The sequence below is a fragment of the Streptomyces sp. NPDC002884 genome (assembly GCF_040295245.1).
GTDB lineage: Bacteria > Actinomycetota > Actinomycetes > Streptomycetales > Streptomycetaceae > Streptomyces.
Map to the genome: position 1 here is coordinate 938,884 of NZ_JBEOVB010000001.1, position 25,082 is coordinate 963,965.

The 25,082-nt window shown below is 72.1% G+C and carries 26 protein-coding genes and 2 pseudogenes; 15 read left to right on the top strand and 13 right to left on the bottom strand.

All coding sequences use genetic code 11. The features are described 5' to 3' along the window. Positions 1-196: 196 nt before the first annotated feature. A complete protein-coding gene (locus tag ABT070_RS04115) occupies positions 197-499 on the bottom strand; it encodes a hypothetical protein (RefSeq protein ID WP_351754258.1) in 303 nt (100 codons plus the stop codon). Next, a pseudogene (locus ABT070_RS04120) lies at positions 496-1,194 on the bottom strand (GntR family transcriptional regulator); the annotation flags it as partial. The pseudogene ABT070_RS04120 and the gene ABT070_RS04115, both read right to left, overlap by 4 nt. 11 nt (positions 1,195-1,205) lie before the next feature. Between ABT070_RS04120 and ABT070_RS04125 the strand changes: the two are divergent. Next, positions 1,206-1,508: pseudogene (locus ABT070_RS04125) on the top strand (UTRA domain-containing protein); the annotation flags it as partial. 49 nt (positions 1,509-1,557) lie between these two features. On the opposite strand, the gene ABT070_RS04130 reads toward ABT070_RS04125, so the two are convergent. Together ABT070_RS04130 and ABT070_RS04135 are read right to left on the bottom strand one after the other, a co-directional pair. Beyond that, complete coding sequence (locus tag ABT070_RS04130) at positions 1,558-1,872, bottom strand: hypothetical protein (RefSeq protein ID WP_351754260.1); 315 nt, start codon at positions 1,870-1,872, stop codon at positions 1,558-1,560. Positions 1,873-2,515: 643 nt separating this feature from the next. Next, positions 2,516-3,331 (bottom strand): 4'-phosphopantetheinyl transferase family protein, encoded by an 816-nt coding sequence (locus ABT070_RS04135; protein WP_351754263.1) that lies wholly within the window; start codon positions 3,329-3,331, stop codon positions 2,516-2,518. Between the two features lie 75 nt (positions 3,332-3,406). Between ABT070_RS04135 and ABT070_RS04140 the strand changes: the two genes are divergently transcribed. Further along, entirely contained in the window at positions 3,407-4,123 is a 717-nt protein-coding gene (locus ABT070_RS04140) for an alpha/beta fold hydrolase (RefSeq protein WP_351754265.1), read from the top strand. Between the two features lie 10 nt (positions 4,124-4,133). On the opposite strand, the gene ABT070_RS04145 is transcribed toward ABT070_RS04140, so the two are convergent. After that, the gene (locus ABT070_RS04145; protein WP_079662176.1) at positions 4,134-4,514 is read right to left on the bottom strand and encodes an S-adenosylmethionine decarboxylase family protein; all 381 of its coding nucleotides are present in this window, start codon (positions 4,512-4,514) and stop codon (positions 4,134-4,136) included. Positions 4,515-5,156: 642 nt separating this feature from the next. Between ABT070_RS04145 and ABT070_RS04150 the strand changes: the two genes are divergently transcribed. The 4 genes from ABT070_RS04150 (at position 5,157) to ABT070_RS04165 (ending at position 8,804) form a co-directional block, all read left to right on the top strand. Next, positions 5,157-6,938: a GNAT family N-acetyltransferase gene (locus ABT070_RS04150; RefSeq protein ID WP_351754269.1), complete on the top strand. Its 1,782-nt coding sequence runs from the start codon at positions 5,157-5,159 to the stop codon at positions 6,936-6,938. Beyond that, complete coding sequence (locus ABT070_RS04155; RefSeq protein ID WP_351754272.1) at positions 6,935-8,065, top strand: HAD-IIIC family phosphatase; 1,131 nt, start codon at positions 6,935-6,937, stop codon at positions 8,063-8,065. The genes ABT070_RS04150 and ABT070_RS04155 overlap by 4 nt, the downstream gene beginning before the upstream one ends. Further along, complete coding sequence (locus ABT070_RS04160) at positions 8,062-8,340, top strand: acyl carrier protein (RefSeq protein ID WP_351754275.1); 279 nt, start codon at positions 8,062-8,064, stop codon at positions 8,338-8,340. Before ABT070_RS04155 ends, ABT070_RS04160 begins: the two co-directional genes overlap by 4 nt. Positions 8,341-8,480: 140 nt before the next feature. Next, the gene (locus tag ABT070_RS04165) at positions 8,481-8,804 is read left to right on the top strand and encodes a chaplin (protein ID WP_351754278.1); all 324 of its coding nucleotides are present in this window, start codon (positions 8,481-8,483) and stop codon (positions 8,802-8,804) included. A 151-nt stretch (positions 8,805-8,955) separates the two neighbouring features. Here ABT070_RS04165 and ABT070_RS04170 read toward each other — a convergent pair whose 3' ends face one another. The 8 genes from ABT070_RS04170 to chpG form a co-directional block, all read right to left on the bottom strand. Continuing rightward, a complete protein-coding gene (locus tag ABT070_RS04170) occupies positions 8,956-9,822 on the bottom strand; it encodes a tyrosinase family protein (protein WP_351754280.1) in 867 nt (288 codons plus the stop codon). Next, positions 9,806-10,297, bottom strand: a complete 492-nt coding sequence (locus ABT070_RS04175; protein ID WP_351754283.1) for a tyrosinase family oxidase copper chaperone — start codon at positions 10,295-10,297, stop codon at positions 9,806-9,808. Before ABT070_RS04175 ends, ABT070_RS04170 begins: the two co-directional genes overlap by 17 nt. Positions 10,298-10,581: 284 nt before the next feature. Then, positions 10,582-11,088: a hypothetical protein gene (locus ABT070_RS04180; RefSeq protein WP_351754286.1), complete on the bottom strand. Its 507-nt coding sequence runs from the start codon at positions 11,086-11,088 to the stop codon at positions 10,582-10,584. 170 nt (positions 11,089-11,258) lie between these two features. Continuing rightward, on the bottom strand, positions 11,259-11,855 hold the full coding sequence (locus tag ABT070_RS04185; protein ID WP_351754288.1) for a vitamin K epoxide reductase family protein: 597 nt from the start codon (positions 11,853-11,855) through the stop codon (positions 11,259-11,261). Beyond that, positions 11,855-12,355, bottom strand: coding sequence for a DUF5949 family protein (locus tag ABT070_RS04190; RefSeq protein ID WP_351754289.1), 501 nt, complete (start codon positions 12,353-12,355; stop codon positions 11,855-11,857). Before ABT070_RS04190 ends, ABT070_RS04185 begins: the two co-directional genes overlap by 1 nt. A gap of 167 nt (positions 12,356-12,522) precedes the next feature. Beyond that, positions 12,523-12,810, bottom strand: a complete 288-nt coding sequence (locus ABT070_RS04195; RefSeq protein ID WP_351754291.1) for a hypothetical protein — start codon at positions 12,808-12,810, stop codon at positions 12,523-12,525. Positions 12,811-12,970: 160 nt separating this feature from the next. Continuing rightward, on the bottom strand, positions 12,971-13,810 hold the full coding sequence (locus tag ABT070_RS04200; RefSeq protein ID WP_351754293.1) for a hypothetical protein: 840 nt from the start codon (positions 13,808-13,810) through the stop codon (positions 12,971-12,973). A 284-nt stretch (positions 13,811-14,094) separates the two neighbouring features. Beyond that, positions 14,095-14,334, bottom strand: a complete 240-nt coding sequence (chpG, locus tag ABT070_RS04205; protein WP_351754295.1) for a chaplin ChpG — start codon at positions 14,332-14,334, stop codon at positions 14,095-14,097. A gap of 238 nt (positions 14,335-14,572) precedes the next feature. Here chpG and ABT070_RS04210 point away from each other — a divergent pair, with 238 nt between their 5' ends. From ABT070_RS04210 to ABT070_RS04250, 9 genes are read left to right on the top strand one after another with little or no spacing between them, the layout of a single operon-like run. Next, positions 14,573-15,685, top strand: coding sequence for a DUF3344 domain-containing protein (locus tag ABT070_RS04210; RefSeq protein WP_351754298.1), 1,113 nt, complete (start codon positions 14,573-14,575; stop codon positions 15,683-15,685). A 49-nt stretch (positions 15,686-15,734) separates the two neighbouring features. After that, positions 15,735-16,910 (top strand): glycosyltransferase, encoded by a 1,176-nt coding sequence (locus ABT070_RS04215; RefSeq protein ID WP_351754301.1) that lies wholly within the window; start codon positions 15,735-15,737, stop codon positions 16,908-16,910. Further along, the gene (locus tag ABT070_RS04220) at positions 16,907-18,322 is read left to right on the top strand and encodes an exopolysaccharide biosynthesis polyprenyl glycosylphosphotransferase (protein ID WP_351754303.1); all 1,416 of its coding nucleotides are present in this window, start codon (positions 16,907-16,909) and stop codon (positions 18,320-18,322) included. Before ABT070_RS04215 ends, ABT070_RS04220 begins: the two co-directional genes overlap by 4 nt. A gap of 7 nt (positions 18,323-18,329) precedes the next feature. After that, positions 18,330-19,640, top strand: coding sequence for an O-antigen ligase family protein (locus ABT070_RS04225; RefSeq protein WP_351754305.1), 1,311 nt, complete (start codon positions 18,330-18,332; stop codon positions 19,638-19,640). Next, the gene (gene murJ / locus ABT070_RS04230; RefSeq protein WP_351754307.1) at positions 19,637-21,418 is read left to right on the top strand and encodes a murein biosynthesis integral membrane protein MurJ; all 1,782 of its coding nucleotides are present in this window, start codon (positions 19,637-19,639) and stop codon (positions 21,416-21,418) included. The genes ABT070_RS04225 and murJ overlap by 4 nt, the downstream gene beginning before the upstream one ends. Then, a complete protein-coding gene (locus ABT070_RS04235; protein WP_351754310.1) occupies positions 21,405-22,145 on the top strand; it encodes a polysaccharide deacetylase family protein in 741 nt (246 codons plus the stop codon). Before murJ ends, ABT070_RS04235 begins: the two co-directional genes overlap by 14 nt. Then, entirely contained in the window at positions 22,142-23,305 is a 1,164-nt protein-coding gene (locus ABT070_RS04240) for a glycosyltransferase (protein ID WP_351754313.1), read from the top strand. The genes ABT070_RS04235 and ABT070_RS04240 overlap by 4 nt, the downstream gene beginning before the upstream one ends. After that, positions 23,302-23,949, top strand: a complete 648-nt coding sequence (locus tag ABT070_RS04245) for a YveK family protein (protein ID WP_351754315.1) — start codon at positions 23,302-23,304, stop codon at positions 23,947-23,949. The genes ABT070_RS04240 and ABT070_RS04245 overlap by 4 nt, the downstream gene beginning before the upstream one ends. Beyond that, positions 23,946-25,061: a GNAT family N-acetyltransferase gene (locus tag ABT070_RS04250; RefSeq protein WP_351754317.1), complete on the top strand. Its 1,116-nt coding sequence runs from the start codon at positions 23,946-23,948 to the stop codon at positions 25,059-25,061. The genes ABT070_RS04245 and ABT070_RS04250 overlap by 4 nt, the downstream gene beginning before the upstream one ends. The last annotated feature ends 21 nt before the right edge of the window (positions 25,062-25,082 follow it).

Sequence of the window (25,082 nt, forward strand, 5' to 3'; positions counted from 1 at the left end):
AACGCCACGGATTAGACGACCCTAGCCCCGACCTCTCAAGGCTCGCCGGTCGGAGCAGGGATATCGAGCGGTCAAGTCAGACGTTCTTCTGCTATGAAACAGAAAGAGGAACTGGATCCTCGTCTAAGTCCCTCTCCCAGCGCGGGTTGAGCGGGAGGCTGCCCCGCTATCCTCCCTGCCTTGCCAATCGTCCTCCTCAGAGGCTTTGAGGTTCGCTCACCTCCAGGAGGTGACCGCGGCTGGTGGCTACTCGGAGCACGTCTCTTAGAGCTCCGGTCAGTTCCTTCGCCAGGAGTTGCATGTCCTCCAGGCCAGCGTGCTCGTCACCGAGGGTTTCCGCGGCCTGCATCAGCAGGTCGGTTGCTGTCTCGAGTTGCTCCGATTCGATGTTGTCGGCCAGGCGGGACATGTAGCCGTCCCCGTCCACCGTGCACAGGTAGCAGGGCTTGTCATCCGGTCCCGACCACGAGAGGAGTCGTAGCTTGTTCTGCGCCGTCATCCTTGCGTCTGCCTCTCGTCGATCACGTGGTGGGTGGTGAAAACCGCGTCGACGCGGTCACCCGGGAACACCAGAAGCGCGGCCTCGACTACGTGGCCGGCAGCGTCGGCGGCAACTCGGGTGATCGCAAGCACCGCAGTGGTGGGGTTGATCCAGAGGGTGGACGCCTCATCTGGTGTCGGGGAGCGGACGGAAACCGTCTCCCGGACCTCCGCCGACAGAGGGCTCAGCACAGCAAAGCTTTCTTCTGTCCGCACGTATGAGGGGCCGTCACTGAGCGCTTCGGTGGGCTCCAGGTCGCGCGGGACGTAAATGCGGGCCAGGCTGTGCGGGGACTCTCCCTGGTAGCTGATGCTGAGGAACTCGGTCAGGGGGCTGCCGTTCGGCACTCGCATCAGGGCTGCCAGATGCCCATGCGCCTCGACCGCGGTGGCGCGGTCCGTGACGCGCAGAGCCGCTTCTGCGGCTGTCCAAGGGTCCAGCGTCCCCCAGCCGCCGATGTACATGATCTTGCGGAGGCGGTGGCGGACGAAGTTCCCCTTGCCGTGGATCTTCTCGACGAGGCCTTCCCCCTGAAGCACCGCGAGAGCGCTCCGCAGGGTCGCCGTGCTGACTTTGTATTGGCCGGCCAGTCCGACTTCGGACGGCAGGCGTTCGCCAGGCTTGATGCGACCGGTTGCGATCTGAGCCTCAACGAGTTGGGAGCCAGCCGTACGACCTCACGGCTGGCACCCTCGTCATCCTCCCCGAAGGAGGGCCGCACGCCGGGGCGGGGGTCGTGAACCGCATGGCCGCCATCGGCATCACTGTCGGCCACGCCGTGGAGCAGCCGGAGCCGAGGCATGCGACCGCTGAGGAGGCGTCACTCCTGGGCATCCAGAAGGTCGCCCTCGTCACGCACATTCGGCGGACGTACTACAGCGACGAAGGGCGGCCCGTGGAGACGGCGGACATCGTGGTGCCCGCCGCTCACTGCGAGATCGTCTACGAGATCCCGATCAACCGGTAGCGCTGTGAGCGCGTAGGTTCGCCGGCTGGTGGTCGTGGCGGTCGGAGGTCTACTTGTCGCGCAAGGTCTCGATTTCGGCCGCCAGCACGGCCATGTCGCGCACGTGTGTGTAGTACTTGGCCCCGTACTCGTCGCCGATCGCGGGAAGAACCTTTTCGAACGCCGCTGTGAGCCTGCTCAAGCCAGCGCGACGCTGCTCATCGAGCGGGCCTTCGAGGACAATGGCCGCGTAGGCGTAGGAGTCCGCATCGAGCAGCACCATGTCCCGGCCTTCGATGTCCAGGCCGCGGAAGCCAGGAGGGAACGGCGCGGCCATATGCTCGGCCATCATCTGTGCCAGCGCGTCCCGCTTCTCTTCGAACATGCGGGAGATCCTTCCAGGCACGGGTGCGTCGGGGCGCGACTCCACCTCAACCCGGTGAACCCATGCGGTCACCAGCACTAGTGTGCGCCGCATGACCAACGACACCCCGCCCTGCCCTGATTGCGGCCAGCCCATGAAGTCCGGTGGCCTCCTACTGTCCAGGCGGGAGGACGACGGCCGACGGGTCTGCCGGTCGCTGTGGAGATGTGCCGGTCGGCATGTCTGGTGGAGCTGGGCCGACCGGCCGGAGGAACCATTGGAGGCCTGCCCAGTGCCACAGCTGTTCCGCTGACATCCAAGTGCGCCCGGGATGCGTGGACGTAGCCGAAGCGCGTTCGTATCCTCGTCGGTCGAATGCGTGTCGAAGTCGCCGAACGTCCGGAGCCGGTGCCCGGAAAGGGCCAGGTCAGGCCCGCCCATCCGGTGGTCAGCTCAAGCGCCTTCTAAGCGCCTGGCCGCAGGTTCGAGTCCTGCCCCGCCGGGGGCGCAAGTCTCCGCCCTCCCTCTGGGAGGGCTTTTTTGCTGGCTTTTTCCGCGCTGCGGTTCCGCGTGAGAAGTCTGGCCGATTCTCGGCCACGCCGAAGGACGCCGAAGGACGCCGAAGGCACCGGAGGAAGCCTAAGCATCGCGAGCGGGCGAGCGGTCAGCGGGTGTACGCGGCCAGCAGCTCCGAGCCGTCGTGCAGGGTGACCCGCACCCCGCCGGCCTCCTCCACCCGCCCCCCCACCCCGGCTCCCGCCCCCGTCCCCGTCACCGCCAGTGCTGCGGGGTGTGTGCCGTCGACGATCAGGTCCGTCATGCTCACTCGGGGGCGGGGGGTGAGTCGGCCGGGCCAGGTCAGGATGGTCGGCGGTTTGTCGGGCGGGGACAGCTCGAGCTCGCGCAGCGGCACGCTCAGACCCACGCCCAGCGCTTTGAGCACGGCTTCCTTGCGTGTCCAGGTGCGCAGGAAGGCGGGCGGCCGTTCGGCTGCCGGGCGGGCGTACAGCGCGGCGAGTTCGGGGTCGGACAGGGCGACACGGGCAGCGGAGTCGACGTCCAGGTCGCCGTGGGACTCCTCGACGTCGAGGCCCACCTCCCTGCCCCGGCGGACGGCGACACCGACGAGCGCGCCGCTGTGAGTGACGGAGAAGCCGTAGACCGGCCGGGTGCCCGAAGAACCGTCCGGCGGCAGAGCCGCTCCCGAAGGGCCGTGCGGTGGCAGTGCCAGGTGGACCTTGCCGTGCGGTCCGCCGCAGCGTGGACACACGCGGCGCAGGGGGACGTCCGCCGGGGGCAGGCCGAGCAGTTCGCCGAGGACCAGGCGGCTGAGGGCGCAGCCGACCAGGAACCGTCCCCTGCCCGCGGGATCGACGGTCGACTCGTACCGGGCCTGTTCCACGGGATCGAGCAGTTCTCGTAGACCCGATCGGGCGTCCTCCAGACGGGCCCACCACACCTGCACCGGGTGTCCTGTCACAGTGCCTCGTCCTGGTTCGATGATCAGCCCGCGCCCTAGACTCTGCTCACACCACACCACACGAGGGGCAGCCGCATGCGACTGCACACACAGGAGTGGGGAACGGGCGAGCGTGTCGCCGTCCTCGTCCACGGCATCATGTCCGACCACCGCACGTGGCACGAGCTGGTCCCGGTCCTGACCGGACGGGGCTATCGCGTCCTCGCCGTGGACCTGCGCGGGCACGGCGACAGTGCTCGCGGGCGGTACGAGCCCCGGTTCTTCGCCGAGGATCTCCTCGAGACGCTGCCGCACGCCCCGGAGGTGGCGCTGGGCCATTCACTGGGCGCGCTGGCCCTGGCCCTCGCGGTGCCGGAGCTGCAACCGGCTCGCGCCGTCTACTCGGAACCGGCCTGGCAACTCGCCGGGGCCCACGGATCCCTGGACCCGGCCCTCTTCACCCTCTTCAAGCGCTCTTCCCGCGCTCTCGCCGCGCTCTCCCGACCCTCGCGCGACGGAGAACCGGACGAGCGGCTCGAGAAGCGGGCCGCGGCCGAGCGGCAGGCCCTCGACCGCTGGGACGAGAAGACGGCTCTCGCGCTCTCCTCGCACCGGCACATCGACCACACGCCGGAGAAGGCTCAGGTGCCCTCTCTCGTCCAGACCTCGGACCCGAGCATGCTGGTCAGCGCGGAGATGCGGGCGGAACTGGTGCGGCGCGGTTTCGAGGTGCGTACGGTGCCCGACGCACCGCACGCGATCCACCGGGACCGGTTCGACGCTTTCGTCGAGTCGCTGTCGGGGTGGTTGTGAACGGTGCGGGTCAGTGCACCGCGCGCAGCATGCGCGTCACGTTGATCCGCGTGGGCGAAAGGCCGAGCTCCACGCTCTGCATCATCCGCTCGCCGTTCAGTCGGCCATAGGCGAGCAGGTCGACATTGGCCAGGCTGAATTCGGGCCAGGTGTGAATGCTCAGGTGCGACGCCGAAAGCAGGAGAATCGCGGTGACGGCACCGTTCGGGAAAACGTGCGACGCCTCACCGAGCACGGTGGCGTTTCCCTTTTCGGCGGCCGTGCGCAGCACCTGGAGGAGGCGCTCCTCGTCGGTCAGGATGCTGTGGTCGCTCACCCATACATCGACGGCATAAGAGCACAGATCGTCGACGTTTATACCCTCGGTGGCGAGGTTGGCGGAGTTGGTCATGGGGAACCGGGGGTGACGAACCGCTGCCCCCGTCTCCTTTCACATAGATCTGCGCTGGTCCGCGCGGCCAAAGGGGAAGGTTGCGAGGCCGGTAAGCGGCACTCGATGGTGCCCAGCGTAGCATCCGGGGCGCTCCGGGGCTCGCGCGCGCATCGTGTCAAGGGGAGCGGAGCGGGTCCTAGGGATTCGACCGAAAACCCGCCGCATACCTTCCTGGATTCCTTCCCTTCGCCTTCCCGTGAACATCACGAGAACACCGAACCGGGCATCAATTGGAACGGTGGATGAAACGGCAGGCGAAAAGCGATCGGCGCAGCAGGGAGAGCAGCATGGTGAGCGGCAGGGAGAGCGGTGGGGAGAGCGATGGGCGGGACATTGGTCGAATCTCCTGCGGGACTTCACGGGATTACCCTTCGGTCGATCGAATTGCGCGTCGGTTCCCGGTCTATTCCCAGTCGATTCGCGGTCTATTCGCGGTCTATTCGCGGTCTATTTCCGGTCCATTCCCTACCGTCCGAGCGGGGCCGAGGGTCCGCGCATCTGCCCGTATACTCGATAGGCCCGGAATCCACCAATCAGCTTGCCCGGAGTTGCCTTGTGAAAGACGCGCCTCGACACCGCCGGCGTGCCACCGCGGATTCCGTGCTCACGGAGGTCGCGGAAGCCGTCCGGCTCCAGGAGGGCCCGCCCGGGGTGCGGTCCGTCCTGCGCGCGCTGCGCCGGCTGGCGCCCGCCTCCACGAAGGACCTCAGCCGCGCGACCGGCCTGCCCGTCCCGATCGTGGCCGCGCTGGGGAACGAGCTGCGCCGCCGGGGATACATCACCACACAGCGTCCGTCGCGGCTGACCGAGGCGGGGCTGGACCTCGTCGCCCAGCTCGGCATGGACCTGTCCCTCGACGCCACCTGCACCACCTGTGACGGGCGCGAGCTGGTGATCCCCGACGTCCTGGACCAGGCCGTACGGCGGCTGCGCGCCCTCATGGAGACGGGTCCCGCCGCCGACATGGCGATCGACCAGTCGCACTGCACGGCCGAGACGAAGGTGCGCCGGGTGCTCGCGCTGCTCACGGCAGGCGCGCTGCCCGGCGGCTCCCTGCTGCTGATCGGCGACGACGACCTGGTGTCCCTCGCCGTCGCCGTGGTGGGCGACGTGCTCGGCACTCCGATCGTCGAGCGGGTGACGGTCGTGGACATCTCCCCCGAGATCCTCGACTACATCCAGAAGGTGTCGGCCGGCCTCGGCACCCGCGTCGAGACCGTCCAGCACGACCTGCGTCTGCCGCTGCCCGCCGAGCTCCACGGGCAGCACGACGTGGCCATGACCGACCCGCCCTACACCGCCGAGGGCGCCCGCCTCTTCCTCTCCCGTGCCGTGGAGGGGCTGCGGCCCGGCCCCGCGCACAGCGTCTTCTTCTCCTTCGGCGGCAAGAGCCCGGACGAGATGCTGGAGGTGCAGCGGGAGATCATGGGGCTCGGCCTGGTCACCAACGGTTTCATCCGCAACTTCAACGAGTACGAGGGCAGCGGCATCCTCGGCGGTGTCGGCTTCTTCCAGCACCTGCTCACGACCACCTCGACGGCCCCCACCCACGAGGGCGAGTTCAGCGGTCCCCTCTACACCGGCGACAAGCGGACCCGGCAGCGCGAGTACACCTGCGTGGCCTGTGAGACCCGGCTGCGCGTCGGACCCGGCGCCCGCTGGACCTCGGTGGCCGCCCTGCGCGACGAGGGTTGCCCGAACTGCGGCAAGGGCCCCTTCCGCCCCGGCCGCCTGGTCCCCGCGGAGGACCCGGCGACCCCGGCCGGACAACCCCCCGCAGCCCCCAGCCCCAGCCTCACCCCCACCCCCGCCCCGGCGCCCGCCCCGGCCCCGGCCGCTCCCGTCGGACGCACGATCGGCTGGCGTCCGCCGACCGACGAGGACCGTGCCGCCCTCGCCGGGCGGGCGCGGCCGTACGTCACCCGCCGGGCCGACGAGCGCGATCTGCCGGCCATCGGACGGTTCGAGGCCGAGATCGCCCGTGTCTCCTTCGGCGAGGACGCCATCGACGACCCCGCGCGGTGGGCGACCCGCCTCGGCCGCGCCATGGAGAAGTCGAAGGAGGGCATGATCGTCGCCGACGGTCCGGGCGAGGAGCCCGTCGGCTGGTGCTGGGTGAGCATCAACCAGAACGCGATGACCGGCGACCGCTACGCCAACTTCCGCTCCCTGGCGGTGTCCCCGGTGGACAACCGCAGCGACGTCGCCGAACTCCTGCTCACCGCCGGTCTGGAGTTCTGCCTGGCCAACGGCATCACCGAGGTCGTCGGCCGGGTGCACGTGGGCAACGTCCCGATGCGCACGGTGTACCGCAAGTTCGGCTTCGACCCCACCAGCCTGTCGATGAAGCTGTTCCTCCCGGAGGGGGACGCCGCCCGATGAGCGTCACGGACGGCTTCGATCCCGACGGCGTCAAGTGCGTCGTATGGGACCTCGACGGCACCCTGTGGGACGAGATCGCCGTCGAGTCGGCCACCGACGAGCTGCCCACGCCCCGCCCCGCGGCGCTCGCCGCGATCGACGCCCTGGCGGCCCGCGGTGTGCTCAGCAGCATCGCGAGCCGCAGCGCGCCGTCGGTGCTCGACCGGCTGGACGCCGTACCGGAGGTGCGGGCGCGCTTCCTGGCCCCGCAGGTGTCCTGGCAGGACAAGAGCGAGTCGCTGCGCAGGATCGCGAAGGACCTCGGCATCGCGGTGGACGCCCTCGTCCTGGTCGACGACTCCCCGTACGAGCGTGCCGAGGTCGGCGCCCTCCTGCCGGGGGTGCGCACCCTCGCGCCCGAGGACGTGCCCGCGCTGCTGGCCGCGTTCGAGGGCCGGGAGGTCACGGCCGAGTCCCGCGAACGCGTGCACCGCTACCGCACGGAGGAGACCCGCAGGGCCGAGGGCGAACGTTTCGAGGGCTCGCGCGAGGAGTTCCTGCGCTGGTGCGACATGCGCCTCACCGTCGGCGCGGCCACGGCCGACGAGATCCCGCGCGCGCTGGAGCTCGCCGCCCGCACCCACCGGCTGAACTCCTCCGGGCTCACCCCCGACCGCCTGCGCGAGCTGGCCTCCTCGGACGGACACGAGCTGTACACCGCCCGCATGACGGACCGTTTCGGCGCGTACGGCATCATCGGCGCCGCCCTCGTCGACCGCACGCACCACACCGACCGCACCGACCGCACCGACCGCGCCACGCCCGCCACCTGGTCGGTCCCGCTGCTCGCGCTCTCCTGCCGGGTGGCCGGCCGGGGCGCGGCGGCCGCCTTCCTGTTCCGGCTGATGGAGCGGGCCCGCGAGGCCGGCGCGGAGGAGTTCCGGGTGACCCTGCGCCCGACGGACGCCAACCTGGAGATGCGCATCCTGCTCCGCCAGGCGGGCCTGCGCCGTACGGATGACACCGCCACCGTCACCGGCGCTGCCACCGCCGCGGATTCGGCGGTGCTGGGCAGGACACTTCAGGGCGAGCTGCCCGGGTCACCCGCGTGGCTGCACGTATCCGACCGAGAGGACGCCGAAGCGTGACGGACATCCAAGAGCGGGCCGCGGTGGAACGCGAACTCCGTTCACTGATCGCCGAGGCGGCCCGGCTGGACGAGGCGGTGGTCGCGGAACTTCCCGCCGACACCGACCTGTTCGGCCCGGAGATCGGTCTCACCTCGCTGGCCGGTGTGACCCTGCTGGGCACCATCGACAAGCGGTACGGCGTCGACGTGGCCGCGCTCGACCTGAGCCTGGACAGCCTCCAGTCCATCGCCACCCTGAGCGACTTCGTCGCGACGCACCTCCAGTCGCACTAGCCACCCGGCTGTACGGCCGTCCTGTTCAAAAAGGGTGATCCGTCCGAACGCACCGTGACCCGCTCACGGTGTCGGCGTTGAACGGGGAGTGCGGCGGCGCCCCCTGCCACCGCACGAACCGATTCCCTAAGGAGAACGTGATGTCTCGCATCGCGAAGGTGGCCGCTGTTGCCCTCGGCACCAGCGCCGTGGTGGTCAGCGGAGCCGGCCTGGCCATGGCGGACGCGGGTGCGCAGGGCGCGGCCGTGGGTTCGCCGGGTGTCCTGTCGGGCAACGTCGTCCAGGTTCCGGTCAACATCCCGGTCAACGTGTGCGGCAACAGCATCAGCATCATCGGCCTGCTGAACCCGGCCTTCGGCAACACCTGCGCCAACGTCAGCGACCACGACAAGGGTGGCGACAAGCACCACGACAAGCACGGCAACAAGCACAAGGACAAGCACGGCGGCGGCTACGGCGGCTGAGCTTCGTCCGTACGTCCCGTACGTACACCCCGGTCGTACCCCGCGTACGTACCACCAGGAGAGCCCCGGCACCTCGAGCGCCGGGGCTCTCCCCTTGTCCGCGAGCGGTTCACCGCCACGGGCTCACCGCGACCGGTTCACCGGGACCCGTTCACGCGTACCGGTAGATCCGGGACGCGTCCTCCAACTGGTCCGGGGTCACGTCCCACGGGGGCAGCTTCTCCTGCCGGGCGACGACCCGGCGGTACTGGCGACTGGTCGGCCCCGGCGGCTCGGCGGGCAGGTAGCGATGTTCGCGGTGCCTGCTCTGCCAGCGGGTCCACACCAGGTCGACGAAGGCGTGGTGCAGCCAGAAGGCGGGGTCGTTGACCGAGGCGCCGCCGAGCATGACCCCGCCGACCCACCGGTGCACCCGGTTGTGGTTGCGCCAGGCGGCGCTGCCCGAACCGGTGCCCCACCCCTCCAGCTTGTTGCGGAAGCCCCGGGTGACCGTCGAGTCCCAGGGCTCGGTGTCGTAGACGGGGTCCTGCAGCGCCAGGTCCAGGTCGCTCCGGGTGGGCAGGTCGATCGGGGCGGCCGAGCGGCCGAGGTCCCGGGTGAGGAACTCCCCGTCGGTCACGTTCTCCTTGATGGTCCAGTCGCCGGTGGCGTAGGCGAACGGCCCGGTCGTCACCTGGTGGTCGGAGCGCCGTCCGTTGCCGCCGAGGAGGTCCTTGGTCCAGGGCGCGGCGGTCGCGGTGCGGTCGCGCGTCCAGTCCCAATAGGGCACCGTCACCGAGGAGTCGACCCGGCGCAGCGCCTCCTCGAGGTCCAGCAGGAACCTGCGGTGCCAGGGCAGGAAGGAGGGCGCCATATGCGCCGTCCTCAGTCCGCCGTCTCCGTCGGAGACGTAGTAGTCGATGTGCATGCGGACGAACTCGTCGTACTCGCCCCTTCGTTTGAGCTCCAGGAGCGCCCTCACGAAGCGCCGCCGTTCGGCGCTGGTGAGTGTGCTGACGTCCTTACGCGTGTAGGCCACGGTGTCCCCCCATGTGCGGGTGTCGGTGTGCCGGGTGTGCTGGATCCGCCTCGCGCAGCCGCTCCCCCGGACCGAGTCCGTCCACGGCGGCACGGACCGCCTCCAGGGGAGTGGCGTACGAGCTGTAGTGGTCGACCATGCTCAGCCAGGTGCCGTCGGCGCGGCGCATGAGGTGCAGGGGTCGACCGTCGACCGTGATGTCCCACCGGACGTCCGTCGCGACCGCGTGTCCCGTCGGGGCGAGGACGCCGTGGATGTGCCGGCCCCGGTAGGTCTCGTCGAAGGAGTCCGTGGGGCCGCCGTCCGCCGGACGCGAGGGCCGGGAGCCGGTGACGACGGGGACGATCGCGAGGGCCGCGGCGGCGCCGAGCAGCCCGCGCAGCAGGTCCCGTCGCCGTGCGCCGTGCGCCGTGCCGGGTCTGCCCGGGCCCACCGGCACCGCGGTCACGGGTACTCCGTCGACACTGACGACCATGGTGTGCTCCTCGTCCGGTGCACCGGCCCGGTTCGCTGATCCGGGCGGGTTGTCCGTAGCGGGTTTCTGTAGCGGGTTGCTGCAGCGGTTTCTGTAGCGGGTTGCTGCAGCGGTTTCTGTGACGCGTTGCCGCAGCGGGTTTCCACGGGGGTAACCGCCCGGTGGCCCTCCTGGTCACCGCCCTGAGGCCGAACGGTCCGCCGGGGGAAGCGGATCCGGACACGGCGACGGGCCCGGACGACGGCGTCCGGGCTCGTGGTTCGTGGCGGTGGTCCGCCGGGGTGCTAGAGCCCCTTGCCCACACCGAGGTCCGCGCCGGGTACCGCCTGGAGCATCGGGGTGAGCACTCCCGCCTGGGGCAGCTGGAGGTCCGGCAGGCCGAAGCGGTCCGGGTTGGGCGCGGTCAGCGGGGCGTCCAGGCTCAGGCCCGGGCTCAGCGTGCGCAGGTCGGAGGCGGGAGCCTCGAGGCCGAGGTGGTTGAAGTCGTTTCCCAGGATCTCCGGCAGCGGTGCCCGCAGCCCCACACCGGGCAGCCCCGCGGCGACCGGCAGCTGCGGAACGACCCGATCCGGGATGAGCCGGCCCTCGACGAAACGCGGCCCCTCGGGCGCACCCGGCGTCGGCAGGGGGATCTCGCCGCCGATCGTGGGCAGTTCCAAGTTGAGGGACTTCTCGACGCCGTCGAGCGGTACGGGAACGGGCACCGTGCCGATCGCGGCGGCGGGGGTCACGGCGGCGGCCGCCACACACGTGATGACTGCGGCGAGGGTTCCTCGGGTGGTCGACTTCATCTCGGGTACGGGCCCTTTCGGAAAGGTTCGGGGGGCGTTGCGTCCGTACCGGGTAACGAGCCGTAAATCGGCATCAGTTCACAGTTCCCCCGGGTGCCGCAATAGTGCTAATTCCATACAGCACCAAGGTCCTACAGTGCTGACGCCATATCGGCGCGACGGGACGACGGTCAGCTCGTCCAGAAATCCCACCATCGGGTCAGGATCAGCATGCCGATCACCCCGATGTGCAGGAGCGGCAGCACCCAGGTGAAGTCGGCGAGGAAGTTGCGCACTACGGCCGGGGCCGGCAGGAACGCGTGACGTACGTCGAACGAGACGGCGTACCAGAACATGAGGATCGTGGCGACCCAGGCCAGACAGCACCACAGACACAGCGCGTTGATCCGGTACAGGGACTCGAACTGCAACCAGGACACGAACCCGACGCCGAAGAGACAGCCGCCGGTGAACGTCAGCCAGTACCAGCGCGGGAAGGCGGCACCGGCCAGCAGGCTCACGCCGACGCACACGACGATCCCGTAGGCGACCAGGCCCAGCATCGGATTGGGGAACCCGAACGCCGAGGCCTGGTCGCTCGTCATGACGCTGCCGCAGGAGACGACCGGGTTCAGGCTGCACCCGGGCGTGAAGCCGGGGTCCTCCAGCAGCTTGAACTTGTCGAGGGTGATGACCCAGGCGGCCAGCAGCCCGGCCGCACCGGTGAGGACGAGCAACAGGGCGTACGCGCGGCCGCCGCCCGCGGGCGCCGGGTGCGGCCGCCGCATCAGCCGCGCAGCCGGCGAGCGGGCAGGATGATGTGCGCCCCGGCCGCCAGGGTCTCGTGGGCGCCCGCGAACGCGGCCAGTTCCCCGGGCGTGACGGCCCGGCCGGGTGTGGCCTGCGGCCAGGCGCGGGTGGTGAGGACCAGGTAGGCGTAGCCGCGCTGCTCGACGGCCGCGAGCCACTCCGGCGGCGGCAGGCACTGGGCGTTCAGGCTCGGCATGTTCAGGATCGCCGCGCCCGACTCGACGAGCAGGGTGAACGGCAGGCCGGGCCGCTCGGTGCCGTCCACGACCTCCCCGCCGACGGGCAGGCCGTTGTCGGTGAGCAGGCGCGCGACGGCGACGGCCGTCCCCTCGGGGCCTTCCTGGGTGTCACCGAGGGAGTAGGCGAGGAGGTAGGGCATGTCAGTGCCGTCGGGGGCCTCGCCGCTCCACGGCATCACGACGAGGGTGCCCAGGTCGGCCACGCGGAAGTGGCGGGTTGCGCTTGGGGTTGAGGTCACCGCGCGACCTTATCGGCGGGTCGGGGGGCGTTCGGGCGGGTTCTCACTCGACCGGAGGACGACGGTCCCTTGCTCCACACGAACGAGGGACGCGCCGCTCGACTCGCCTCGAACAGCACCGAGGGCCGGTCCCGTCGGTGACGGGTCCGGCCCTTCGGGAAGGTGTCTCAGCCCTGGAGCGGCAGCCCGCCGAGGAGACCCTTGTGCGAGTTGAGGGCACCCGTCGCGCCCTTGACGGTGCTGAGCACGGAGTCCTTGTTCTCGGTGTCGAGCGCGTTGGACTGGTGCTGGACCGGCATCGCGTCCTCCAGGTTGATGGGCCCCCTGGCGAGGGTGTCCACGGCACCGTTGAGGCTGGTGGGCGTGAGGTCGGCGGGGGCCGCGAACGCGGGCGCGGCGGCACCGGCGAGGACCATGGTTCCGGCAACGACAGCGGCAGCCTTCAGGGACTTCATCGGATTCCTTTCTTCGGCGACTCGGCGAATCGGCGCATCGGGTCACCAGGGAAATTCTGACGTCGTGCCTAACGAGCCCCGCCGAATGCGGAAACCGGGTGCGCAGAAAATTTCCGCACCCCGGCGGAATGCCGGGGTGCGGAAATCGGGGGGGCGACCGTCAGGTGGTCGGCAGGGCGGGCAGCGCCGGCTGGGCCGCGGCCGGCGCCTCGGCGGGCAGCGCCGGCAGAGCCGGTGCCGGTGCCTCCGCGGGCAGGGTGGGCAGGGTCAGGCCGGCCCCGGCCAGCGTCGCGCTGATCAGGTCGAGCAGACCGGACACCACGCCGGTCACCGCCGGGGCGACCTGGCTGACGTCGAGGGACGTCGCGGCCGCGAGGAGCGCGGCGACCGCCTTGTCCAGCGCGGCGACGGCGTCGGACACCGGGTCGGCGGCGGCCTTCGACTTGGCGTCGTGACTGCCCTTGCTGAGCACGGGCTTGACCGGCAGCGCGGCAGCCGGGTCGGCGGGCTTGGCCGGGAGCACGACGGCCGGGTCGGCCGGCACCACGGGCTTCTCCGGGACCACGGCAGCCGGGTCCGCCGGCACCGCGGGCTTCTCCGGGACCACGGCAGCCGGGTCGGCCGGCTTGGCGGGCAGCTCTGCCTCGGGGTCGGCCGGAGTCGCCGGAGTCGCCGGGGTCGCCGTCGTGATCTTGGCGACGGCGGTCTTGACGGCGTCGCCGAGCTCGGTCGCCTGCTCGGCGGTCAGCTGACCGCCGTCGGCCTTGAGGACGGTGTCGAGCAGTTTGGCCACCGGGGTGAGGACGGTGCCGAGTTCGCCGAGGCCCTGCGCCTGGGCGAGCAGTGCGTCGGTGCCGGCCACGGGCGCCTTCGACGCCGCGGCGTTGCGCTCACGGGCAGTGGTTCCGTCGGCCGCCATGGCGGCGGGGGCGGTGATGCCCAGGACGAGGGTGGCGCAAAGCGCGGTGGAAGCGATGTGCCGTACGGGCAGGCCACGCATGGGAAATCCTTTCGATTGCTTCGGGTCTTGTGCCCACCGTGCAAACGAGCCGTCGCTCTCCGCAACAGATTGATTCCTCTGCGTGACGTACCGCCGCCCGCCCACTTCGCATCACCCCAGGTGGGGAGGCCTGTCAAGGTCCGTCGAGCGTGTCGGGGCCACATCCCCCCATTCGGGGCAGCGCCCCTGCCGACCGCACCGGCGGCAACGCGAACGGCCGCCCTCCTGGCAGGAGGGCGGCCGTTCGGCGAACGACGTGTCGTGACCTCGAAAGGCAGGAGACGTCAGTCGTTGATGCAGGTGTTGCCGAACGCCGGGTTCAGCAGGCCGATCACGTTGATCGTGTTGCCGCAGACGTTGACCGGGATGTGCACGGGAACCTGGACGACGTTGCCCGACAGCACGCCCGGGGAGTGCGCGGCGACGGCGTTCGCGCCACTGTCGGCGGCGGCGATGCCGGAGGCGCCGGCGACGGCCGCGGCGGCAACTGAGGTAAGGACCAGGCCCTTCGCGATACGCGACATGGAGAGGTGCTCCTTGGGGTTTTGACACAAACACCTGGGCGGGGATGCCCGGCGCTGAAGTCAACGCGCGGGGCCCACAGGGGTTGTGCCGCCAAATGGGTGATGTCACCGCAGCCCGGCTTCACCATTCCGACACACTTGTCCGGTTTCGACGGATTAATCCGGACAGCGGCTAGAGTTGCGCCCCATCCGACGCACGCCTATAGCAAGCAAATCGCACGAAAGGGCACCGCCGGTCATGCGTAATTCCCTGGGTCCGCTGCTACGCCGCGCGACAGTCGGCGTTCTCGCGCTCACCGCCCTCTGGGCACCCGGCGGCGCCCGGGCGGCCGGCGCGCCGCCCGCCGCGGAGGCACAGCAACTCGCCTTCGCACAGCGCTACCACGCGACACAGCACGGCGGAATCGTCCGCGCGGCCAACGCGGCCATCAGCTGCCGCACCACCGACACGCCCACCGGCAAGGCGGCGGCCGCCTGCCCCGCGGCGCGCCGGGGCGGGGCGGCCGTCAACAACGCCTTCAACATGTTCTACGTCGACGTGGACCGCGACCCGAACACCTACAACTCCTCCCGCGCCGCGGTCCGACTCCCGCAGGGCGCGCGGGTGTCGTACGCGCGGCTGTACTGGGGCGGCAACCTGCGCGTCGGCGAGCAGAAGCCGCCGAAGGACAACGGGCGGGTGCTGATCGCCGAGCCCGGCGGGGAGTACAAGGCGGTGCTCGCGGACACGGTCGTCGGCCACCGGGTGGCCCAGGGCGCCGACGCCTTCCAGGCCTCCGCGGACGTCACCAGGCTGGTGCGCGCGAGCGGGCAGGGCCTGTACACCGTCGCCCAGATCAACGTGGCCATGGGCCGTTCGTCGACCGGAGCGTGGGGCGGCTGGACGCTGGTCGTGGCGTACGAGAACCCGAAGGAGCCGCTGCGCGACCTGTCCCTCTGGGACGGCTTCGACACCCTCGGCTCCCCGGCGGGCAAGGAGATCCGGCTGCGCGGGCTCGCCGTTCCGCGGGGCGCGGGCGGCCGGGCCGGGCTGGTGGCGTACGACGGCGACCGCGGCCGAACGGGTGATTCGCTCATGTTCTCGACCGGTGGCCGGACCGCCGCCGCGCTCACGGACGCGGTCAACCCATCTGACGATGTGTTGAACTCCACGATCAGCGAGCCGGGGGAGGCTCCGGCGGCGCGTGTACCGGCGTACGTCAACACCCTCGGCTACGACTCCGATGTGTTCGATCTGAGCGGCGGTTTGCGGCGCGGCGGTGACCAGCTGACCTTCCGGCTCGTTTCCCACCGGGACGCGGCGTGGGCCGGGGCGCTCTTCGTCGCCGTCGACACACGGAAGAAGCAGTAGGCGCGTTCCCGCCCGTCCCGAGCGCCACCGTGAGCGAGGAAACCGCGCAATGCACCAGCCAGAACCCGACGCCAGACCCCGGGTCCTGCATCTCACCCAGCCCGTGGACGGCGGGGTCGCCCGGGTCGTGACGGATCTGACGCGAGCCCAGCTCGCGGCCGGCCTGCACGTCACCGTGGCCTGCCCGGCCGGCCGGCTCGCCGGGGACCTGCGGTCCCTGGGAGCGGACGTACGGCAGTGGGCGGCGACCCGGTCGCCGGGGCGCACGCTCCCCGGTGAGGTACGACGGCTCGTACGCCTGCTCGACGAGGTACGCCCCGACCTGGTGCACGCGCACAGCGCGAAGGCCGGGCTGGCCGGGCGGCTCGCGGTGCGCGGACGGATCCCGACCGTGTTCCAGCCGCACGCCTGGTCCTTCGAGGCGGTCGGCGGCACCACCGCGGTCCTGGCGCTCAAGTGGGAGCGTCTCGCGGCCCGTTGGACGGACCGGCTGGTGTGCGTGAGCGAGGCGGAGCGCACCACCGGCCTGCGCGCCCGGATCGGCGGGCAGGTCAGCGTCATCCCCAACGGCATCGATCTCGAGCGCTTCCACCCGGCCTCCGTCGACACCGTACGGGCCTCCCTCCTGCCCCGACTCGACCCCGCCGCGCCGCTGGTGGTGTGCGTGGGGCGGCTGTGCCGGCAGAAGGGGCAGGACGTCCTGCTGACGGCGTGGACGGACATCGCCCGGAAGGTGCCCGGCGCCCGGCTGGTCCTGGTCGGCGACGGCCCGGACGAGGAACGGCTCCGGTCCCGCGCGCCGGAGTCGGTGCTGTTCGCCGGGGCCGTCGCCGATGCCGTGCCCTGGTACCAGGCCGCCGACCTGGTCGTGCTGCCCTCGCGCTGGGAGGGCATGGCACTGGCCCCCCTGGAGGCGCTGGCCTGTGGGCGGCCCGTGGTGGTGACCGACGTGGACGGCGCCCGGGAAGGCCTGCCGGCCGCGCTCGCGCCCCGCTGTCTGGTGCCCGCCGAGAACCCGGCGGCGCTGGCCGGTGCCGTCGCCGGACTGCTGCTCGACCCGCTGCTGCGCGAGTCGCTCGGCCACCAGGGACGCCGGCACGTCCTGACCACGCACGACGTGCGGCGCACGGCCGAGGCGGTCGCGGGCGTGTACCGCGAACTGCTCACGACCACCCACGGGGCGCGCGTCGCGCCCACCGAGTGCAGGGAGTCCATCCACTCGTGACTGCGGAAAGCACCGTCCCCTCTCCCGGCGCGCAGCCCGGGTACTCGCCCGTCTCGGTCATTCCGCGACGGAAGAGCGGAGCGGGATTCCGGTTCCCCACCCGGCGGCCCCCGGCCCGGCCCGCGTCGCCGCTGCCGCTGCTGTTCACCGACGGTCTCGCCACGTTCGTGGGAGCGCTCGCACTGACCGGCGCACAACGCCGGCCGCTGCTGGTGGCCCTGCTGGTGGCGGCGACCATATTGCTGCGCCCGCAGCGACCACGTCCGGTCGTGGGGGTGCTGGACGAACTGCCCGCCGTCTGCGGCCGGATCGCGGTCGCCTGGCTGGCGCTGGGCACGCTCGTCGCGGCGTGGCACCCGGCCCACGCGCTGTCGGTCCGCACGCTGCTCCTCGGGTTCGCGGCGCAGGCCGCGGCCGGCTGCGCGGGCCGCGCGGTGGTGCACCTGCGGCACCGCCGGGCACTGCTGCGCCGCCCGCACGCCGCGCTCGTCATCGGTCCCGCCGCGACCGCGCAGCGGGTGGCCACCGCCGTGCTGCGGCACCCCAGGTCCGGGGTCCAGCCGGTGGGCATCGTGGCCGAGCGGCCGGACGGCGCCGACGGACTGCCCGTGCTGACCACGGGTCAGGAGGTGCAGCGGGCCCTCATCCAGAACGGCGTCCGGGACGTCCTGTGCGTCCATCCCGCCGTACGTACCGTGCAGGGCCCGCTGCTGCGGGCGCTCGCCGAGTCGGGCTGCACGGTGTGGGAGGTCGACGCCGACACCCCCTCGTACGCGAGCCGCGAACGGCTCGCCGGGTTCTCCTGCCGGCGTCTCGACCTGGGCGCCCGGCGCCGGGGCAGTCTCGGCAAGCGGCTGCTGGACATCGCGGTCACCGGGGCCCTGCTCCTGCTGCTGAGCCCACTGCTGCTGGTGTGCGCGACGGTGCTGCGGCTGACCGACGGGCCGGGGGTCGTCTTCCGGCAGGAGCGCATCGGCAAGGACGGCCGGCCCTTCACGCTGCTGAAGTTCCGCACCCACCGCCCGGTCGACGAGAACGAGGCCGCGACCCGCTGGAGCGTGGCCGGCGAACGGGAGATGAGCCCCTTCTGCCGCTTCCTTCGCCAGACCTCGCTGGACGAGCTGCTCCAGCTGTGGAACGTCCTGTGCGGCGACATGAGCCTGGTCGGCCCGCGCCCCGAACGGCCTTATTTCGTCGGCCAGTTCAGCCAGACCTACCCCGGATACGCGGCCCGCCACCGGATGCAGACCGGTATCACCGGCCTCGCTCAGGTCCAGGGGCTGCGCGGCGACACCTCGATCGAGGACCGGGCCCGCTTCGACAACGCGTACATCGACAACTGGTCGCTGTGGCAGGACATCTGCATCCTGCTGCGCACCGCGGCCGCCATCGTGCGACCGACCGGGAGCTGAACCGCCGATGACCCTCGCCCTGCCCCTGCCCCGCGCCCGGACGCTGTCACCGGTCCTGCCCGTGGTCGCCGTGGTCGCCCTGCTCGGCCTGCCGCTCGGACCCGGCGGCGAGGGCGGCGCCGGACCGGCCGACGCGCTGTCCGCGCTGGTCGTGCTGTTCTGCGCGGTCCGGCTGCTGCGGCAGCGGCGGCGCCCGCTGTCCCTCACCGCCGCTCTCGTCCTCGGACTGCCGGTGGTCGGGCTCGCGCTCGCCGCGATGGGCGCGTCCTCGCCGGGGGCCGGGTTCTCCGGTCTGGGCCGCTACCTCCAGATCTTCGTGCTCGTCCCGGCGGCGGTCGCCCTGCTCGTCCGCGACCGGACCGACTTCCGGGTGCTGGCCTGGTCGTTCGTCGGACTCGCGGGGTGGCAGGGGGCGGTCGGCGTCCACCAGTTCGTCACCGGGACCGGCGCCTCCTACCAGGGCGAGGACATCCGGGCGGTCGGCACCTTCGGGCCGCAGGACGTGATGGGCATGGCGACCGTCGTGGCGTTCGGACTGATCTGCGCCGTCGGGCTGGCGCTCGGCCGGACCCCGGTACGGCAGCGGGCGATCGCCGCCTGCTCGGCGCTCGCCCTGCTGGTGCCGCTCGCGCTCTCCTTCAGCCGGGGCGCGTGGATCGCGACCGTGCTGACCTGCGCGGTCCAGCTGGCCCTCGCCGGGCCGCGGCGGGCGCTGAAGGTGGGCGCGGTGGCGGCCGCGGCCGGGGTGATCCTGGTGGGCGGCTTCGGGTTCGGCTCGGCGATGCTCCAGGAGCGCGTCAACAGCATCACCCAGGTCAGGGACGCGCCCGACCAGTCGGTCACCGACCGGTACACGATGTGGGCGGCGGCGGTGGGCATGTGGCGCGACCAGCCGCTGACCGGCGTCGGGTTGAAGGGCTTCCCCGAGCACCGCGACGGCCACGCCTCCCTCGCGCTGTCCTCCGGCAGCGACACCGACGGCGCGGGCTCCGGGTTCGTCAAGCAGCCGCTGCTCTCCCCGCACAACATGTACCTGCTGATCCTCAGCGAGCAGGGCCTGATCGGGCTGCTCACCCTCGCGGGCGGCTGGCTGGCGATGCTGGCGTGCGGGCTGCGCGGTTGGTTCCGGATCCGGCGCTCCGGACCCGGCCTCGACTGCGCGCTCGTCGCCTGCGGCCTGCTGATCTGGCAGCTCGTGGACTTCACGTACGCCGACATCGGCGGTCCGTCGACCGTGCTGACCGCCGTCGTCTTCGGGGCCGTGGCCTGGTGGGCGCTGGTCGGCGGCCGTGACCGCGAGGAGGCGCTCGCACGATGACGGTCACGCCTCCCCGGACGCCTCGCACGGACGGTCCCGCTTCCGTGCCGTCGGCGCGGTCCGCCGCCCGGTCCGGGGAGACGGCCGACGGGGCCGACGGAGCCGACGGAGCGGCCGCCGCGACGGCGGCCGACGGGCAGGAAGCCGGCGTCGGGGAAGTCGGCGGCGAGGAACTCAGCGGCAAGGAGCGCGGCGGGCAGGAGGGCGGCGGACTCCCCCCGATCTCCCGTCGGTTCCTCGCCAAGGCCACCCTCGTCACCGCCGTCCTCTCCGTCGCCGGGGCCCTGCTCGGGCTGGTGCGCGACCAGGCGCTGGCCCGGCTGTTCGGGGCGGGCAGCGACACCGACGCCTTCCTCGTGGCGTGGACCGTGCCCGAGTTCGCGGCCACACTGCTCATCGAGGACGGACTGGCGTTCGCCCTGATCCCGGCGTTCAGCATGGCGCTCGCCCGCCGCTCCCACGGCGCCCCAGGCGACCCGGTCCGCGCCCTGGTCGCGGGCACGCTGCCCCGTCTGTCGCTGGCCTTCGTCGCGGTCGGCGCCCTGTTCATCGGCCTGGCGCCGCAGCTGGTCGAGGTCCTCGCCCCGGGCCTGCCCGACCCCGCGCTCGCCGTCGACTGCACCCGGCTCACCGCCACCTGCGTGGTGAGCTTCGGGCTCGCCGGGTACTGCAGCGCCGCCCTGCGCGCGCACCGGCGGTACGGGGCGCCCGCGGCGATCTACGTCGCCTACAACGTCGGCATCATCACCGGGATGTTCGTCCTCGGGGGCCGCTGGGGGGTGCGCTCGGCGGCGGCCGGGGTCGCGGTCGGCGGGCTGCTGATGGTCCTCGTCCAGCTGCCCTCCCTGTGGAGGCAGCTGAGGAAGCGGGGGGTGGCCGAGGAAGCCTCCGCGCACGAGGAGCCCCGGCCCCTCGACACCCTGCTCCTCACGACCGTGCTCCTGTTCGCGCTGTGCCGGCAGTCCCAGGTCCTCATCGAGCGCTTCCTCGCCTCACAGCTGCCGGCCGGGGCCATCTCGCACCTGAACTACGCGCAGAAGGTCGCGCAGATGCCGATGATCCTGTCGGTGATGGTGTGCACGGTCACCTTCCCGGTGGTCGCGCGGGCGCTGGCCGAGGGAAACACCGAGCGGGCCCGCACCCGGGTGGAGCGGGATCTGGCGCTCGCCGCGTGTGTCGTGCTGCTGGGCACGGCCGCCGTGCTGGCCTGCTCACCGCAGATCATCGAACTGCTCTTCCAGCGGGGCGCGTTCACCGCGAAGGACACGGCTGCGACGGCGGGCGTGATGCGGGTGTACGCGCTCGGGCTGCTCGGCCAGACCCTGGTGGGCGTGCTGGTCCGCTCGTACTTCTCGGCGGGCCGCGGCTCCTGGTACCCGGTCGGCGCGATGGCCTCCGGGATCGTCATGACCTCCTGGATCGGCGCGCTGAGCGTCGGTTCCTGGGGCGTGTACGGGATCGCCGCCGCCAACGCGATCGGCATCACCGTCACCGCCCTCGTCCTGCTGGCCGGTATGGGTCCGCGCAGCGTTCCGGTCGGTGTCCGGAACGTGCTGCGCGAACTGAGCCGGCCGGTGCGGGCGGCCCTGGTGGCCACCCTGGCGGGGGCGTTCGCCGCCGGACGGTTCACCGACCCCCTGTCCGGCCTGGCCGCCGGGGGACTCACCGTGACCGTCGTCTTCCTGCTGCTCGGCCGTGCCCTGGGCTCCCAGGGCATCGATTCCGCACTCCGTTCCGTACGTTCCGCGACCCGAAGGTTCTCCCATGTCCGCTCCTGACAACAGCAGACGCACTCCCGTCCCGTGGGTGGCGATGTACCACTCCGTGGGGGACTGCTCCGAGGATCCCTACCGCATCACCGTCACCCCCGAGCGGCTGGAGAAGCAGCTGATGTGGCTGCGCCGACGCGGGCTGCGCGGCGTCTCCATGGCGAAACTGCTCGCCGCCCGGGCCCGGGGCGAGGGCCGCAACCTGGTCGGTCTCACCTTCGACGACGGTTACGCCGACTTCCTCACCGAGGCGCTGCCCGTGCTGCGCCGCCACCGCTGCACGGCCACCCTGTTCGTGCTGCCCGGCCGGCTCGGCGGCGACAACGCCTGGGACCCGCTGGGCCCGCGCAAGCCGCTGCTGACCGCCGACGGCATCTGCCGCGCGGCCTACGAGGGCGTCGAGATCGGCTCGCACGGCCTCACCCACGTCGACCTGACCAAGGCCGACGACCTCACCCTGAAGAAGGAGACCGTCGAGAGCCGCGCGGCCCTCGCCGCGTTGCTGGGCACCGAGGTCGACGGCTTCTGCTACCCGTACGGGACGATCGACCAGCGCGCCATGGACGCCGTACGCGAAGCCGGTTACACGTACGCCTGCGCGATCGACCCCGGCGCGCTGAACGGCCTCCACGCCCTTCCGCGGCTGCACATCGGGCAGGGCGACAACGTCGTCCGCATGCATCTGAAGTACCGGCTGCACCGGCTGCGCCGGCGGCCCGTCGAGGGGCTGCGGTGAAGGCGCTGCACATCATCACGGGGCTCGGTGTCGGGGGTGCCGAGCAGCAACTGCGGCTGCTGCTGCGGCACCTGCCGGTCGAGTGCGAGGTGGTGACGCTGACGAACCCGGGGTCGGTGGCCGACGGGCTGGCCGAGGACGGGGTCCGGGTCGTCCATCTCGGCATGGCCGGCAACCGCGACCTGGCCGCGCTGCCCCGCCTGGTCCGGATCATCCGCTCCGGCGGCTACGACCTCGTCCACACCCATCTCTACCGGGCGTGCGTCTACGGCCGGCTGGCCGCGCGGCTCGCCGGGGTCCGCGCGGTCGTCGCCACCGAACACTCCCTGGGCGACTCGCAGATGGAGGGGCGGAGACTGACCTCCGGGGTCCGTGCGCTCTACCTCGCCAGCGAGCGGCTGGGCCGCACCACGGTCGCCGTCTCCCCCACGGTCGCCGACCGCCTGCGCAGCTGGGGGGTTCCCGCCCCCCGGATCGAGGTCGTCCCCAACGGCATCGACCTGGCCCGCTTCCGTTTCGACCCGGACGCCCGCCGGCGCACCCGGCGCCGCCTCGGCCTGCCCGACGACGCCTGTGTCGTCGGCGGCGTCGGACGGCTCACGGCCGGCAAACGCTTCGACGTCCTCATCCACGCCCTCGCCCGGCTCCCCGCCGACCACTGGCTGCTGCTGGTCGGCGGCGGCCCCGAGGAGAACGTGCTGCGCCGCACCGCCCACGAGGCGGGGGTCGCCGACCGGGTCCTGTTCGCCGGTGAACGCCCCTGTGTCCCCGACGGCACACCCGGCCCCGACCTGCCCTCCCTCACCTCCGCCATGGACCTGTTCGTCTCGCCCTCCCCCGAGGAGACCTTCGGACTGGCCGTCGTCGAGGCGCTGGCCTGCGGCCTGCCCGTGCTCTACGCCTCCTGCCCCGCGATCGAGCAGCTGCCCGCCGGGGCGACGGGCGCCCGCCGGGTGACCGGCGGCACCGAGGCCTTCGTCCGCGCGCTGACCGAGGCACGCGCGCGGACCCCCGGCCCGCGCACCGCCGCCGAAGCCGCCCGCCACTACGACATCACCCGCAGCGCCGCCCAGCTCATGGACGTGTACGCGGCCACCGTTTCCGGACCACCCCTGCTCTCCCCCGCCACCCCGACACCCCAGGGAGTCAGTTCCCCATGACCGAGAATCCCCGCCGTCCTGCCTCCCTGCGCCGCGCCAAGACGCTCCCGCCCTGGTCCCTGCTCGCGGTCGGCGCCGTCGCCGGCGGACTGCTCGGCGGCACGTACGGCGTCCTCAAGCCGCCCGTGTACACGGCCACCGCCTATGTGGTCGCCGTCCCCACCGAGAAGTCCGACCCGGCGTCCGCGCTCGGCTTCGCGCAGGCCTACGGCCGGGTCGCCACCCAGCTGGCGGTGCTCGGGGACGCGCAGGTGTGGGCCGGTGTGCCGGTGAGGACGCTCCAGCAGAGCGTGCAGACGGCGACCTCGCCGGACGCCCCGATGGTCTCGATCACGGCGACCTCCCCCCGGGCCGACCTGGCCGCCGACATGGCCAACGCGGTCTCCCGCTCGCTGACCCAGCACGCCAAGAGCTCCCGGACCGCCACCAACGTCGAACTCCAGCAGTTCGCCCGCGCGGTCCGGCCGACCGGCCCCTCCTCGGTGTCCCCGGCGGTGACGGGTCTGGTGGGGGCGAGCGCGGGCGGGCTGCTCGGCGGACTGCTGCTGCTGGTGCGGCCGAAGCGGGGCCGGGAGGAGGAGGCCGCGCGCCCCGCCGCCGTCCCCGGCCCGGCCCTCGCCGCCGACGCCCACGGAGCGCTGTGAAGCCGACGTTCACGACCGAACTCGTCACCGACGAAGAGGCCTTCGCCGCCCTCGCCCCCGCCTGGGGCCGGCTGTACCAGCGGTGCGCGAGCGCCACCCCGTTCCAGAGCCACGCCTGGCTCCACTCGTGGTGGCTGTCGTACGGCAGGCGCGGCCGGCTGCGTCTGCTGCTGGTCCGCGACGGCGGTGAACTCGTCGCCGCGGCCCCGCTGATGGCCGTACGCCGGCCGCTGCCGGCGCTCGTGCCGCTCGGCGGGGCGATCTCCGACTACGGGGACGTCCTCGTCGACGACGAACAGGGCGAGCATGCCGTCGCCGCGCTCACCGAGGGCCTCGCGGCGGCCGCCCGCACCGCGCTGATCGACTTCCGCGAGGTGCGGCCGGGCAGCGCGGTGGAGCAGGTCTACGAGCGCTGGCACGGCCCCCGGCGACGGGTGAGCGACTCGGTGTGCCTGGAGCTGCCCGCTGTGCCCATGGACGAGCTGGTGGCCCGGCTTCCGTCGGCGAAGGCCCAGCGGGTGCGTGCCAAGCTGCGCAAGCTGACCGCGCTGGGCGTCGAGCGTCAGGTCGTGTGCCCGGAAGAGGTCGACTCGGCGCTGCGCCGGCTGCTGGAACTGCACCAGTTGCAGTGGCAGGGGCGGAAGGTGACGGGCGAGCACCTGCGGGCACGGTTCTGCGAGCACCTGGTGCGGTCCGTCGGGCCGATGGTGCGCTCCGGGGACGCGGTGGTCACCGAGTTCCGGCTCGACGACGACGTGGTGGCCGTCGATCTGACCCTGCTGTCGCGACGGCTGGCCGGGGGCTACCTCTACGGCGCCCACCCCCAGCTGCGCGAACGCAAGGCGGACGTGGCGGTGATGCTGCTCGACGCGTGCGCCGAGCACTCCCGGAGCGGGGGCCGCGCCGCGCTCAGTCTGCTGCGCGGCAACGAGCCCTACAAGCACCACTGGCGGCCCGAACCGGTCGTCAACCAGCGGCTGCTGCTGGCCCGTCGACGCACCGCGCCGCTGCTGTCGGCGGTCGTGTGCGACGTGGCCGCGCGACGGCGGGGCAAGGAGTTGCTGCTCCGGCTGGAGCAGCGGAGGGAGCGTGACGGTGGCGGCAGGTCCTGACGCGGGCCTGCCGCCACCGCA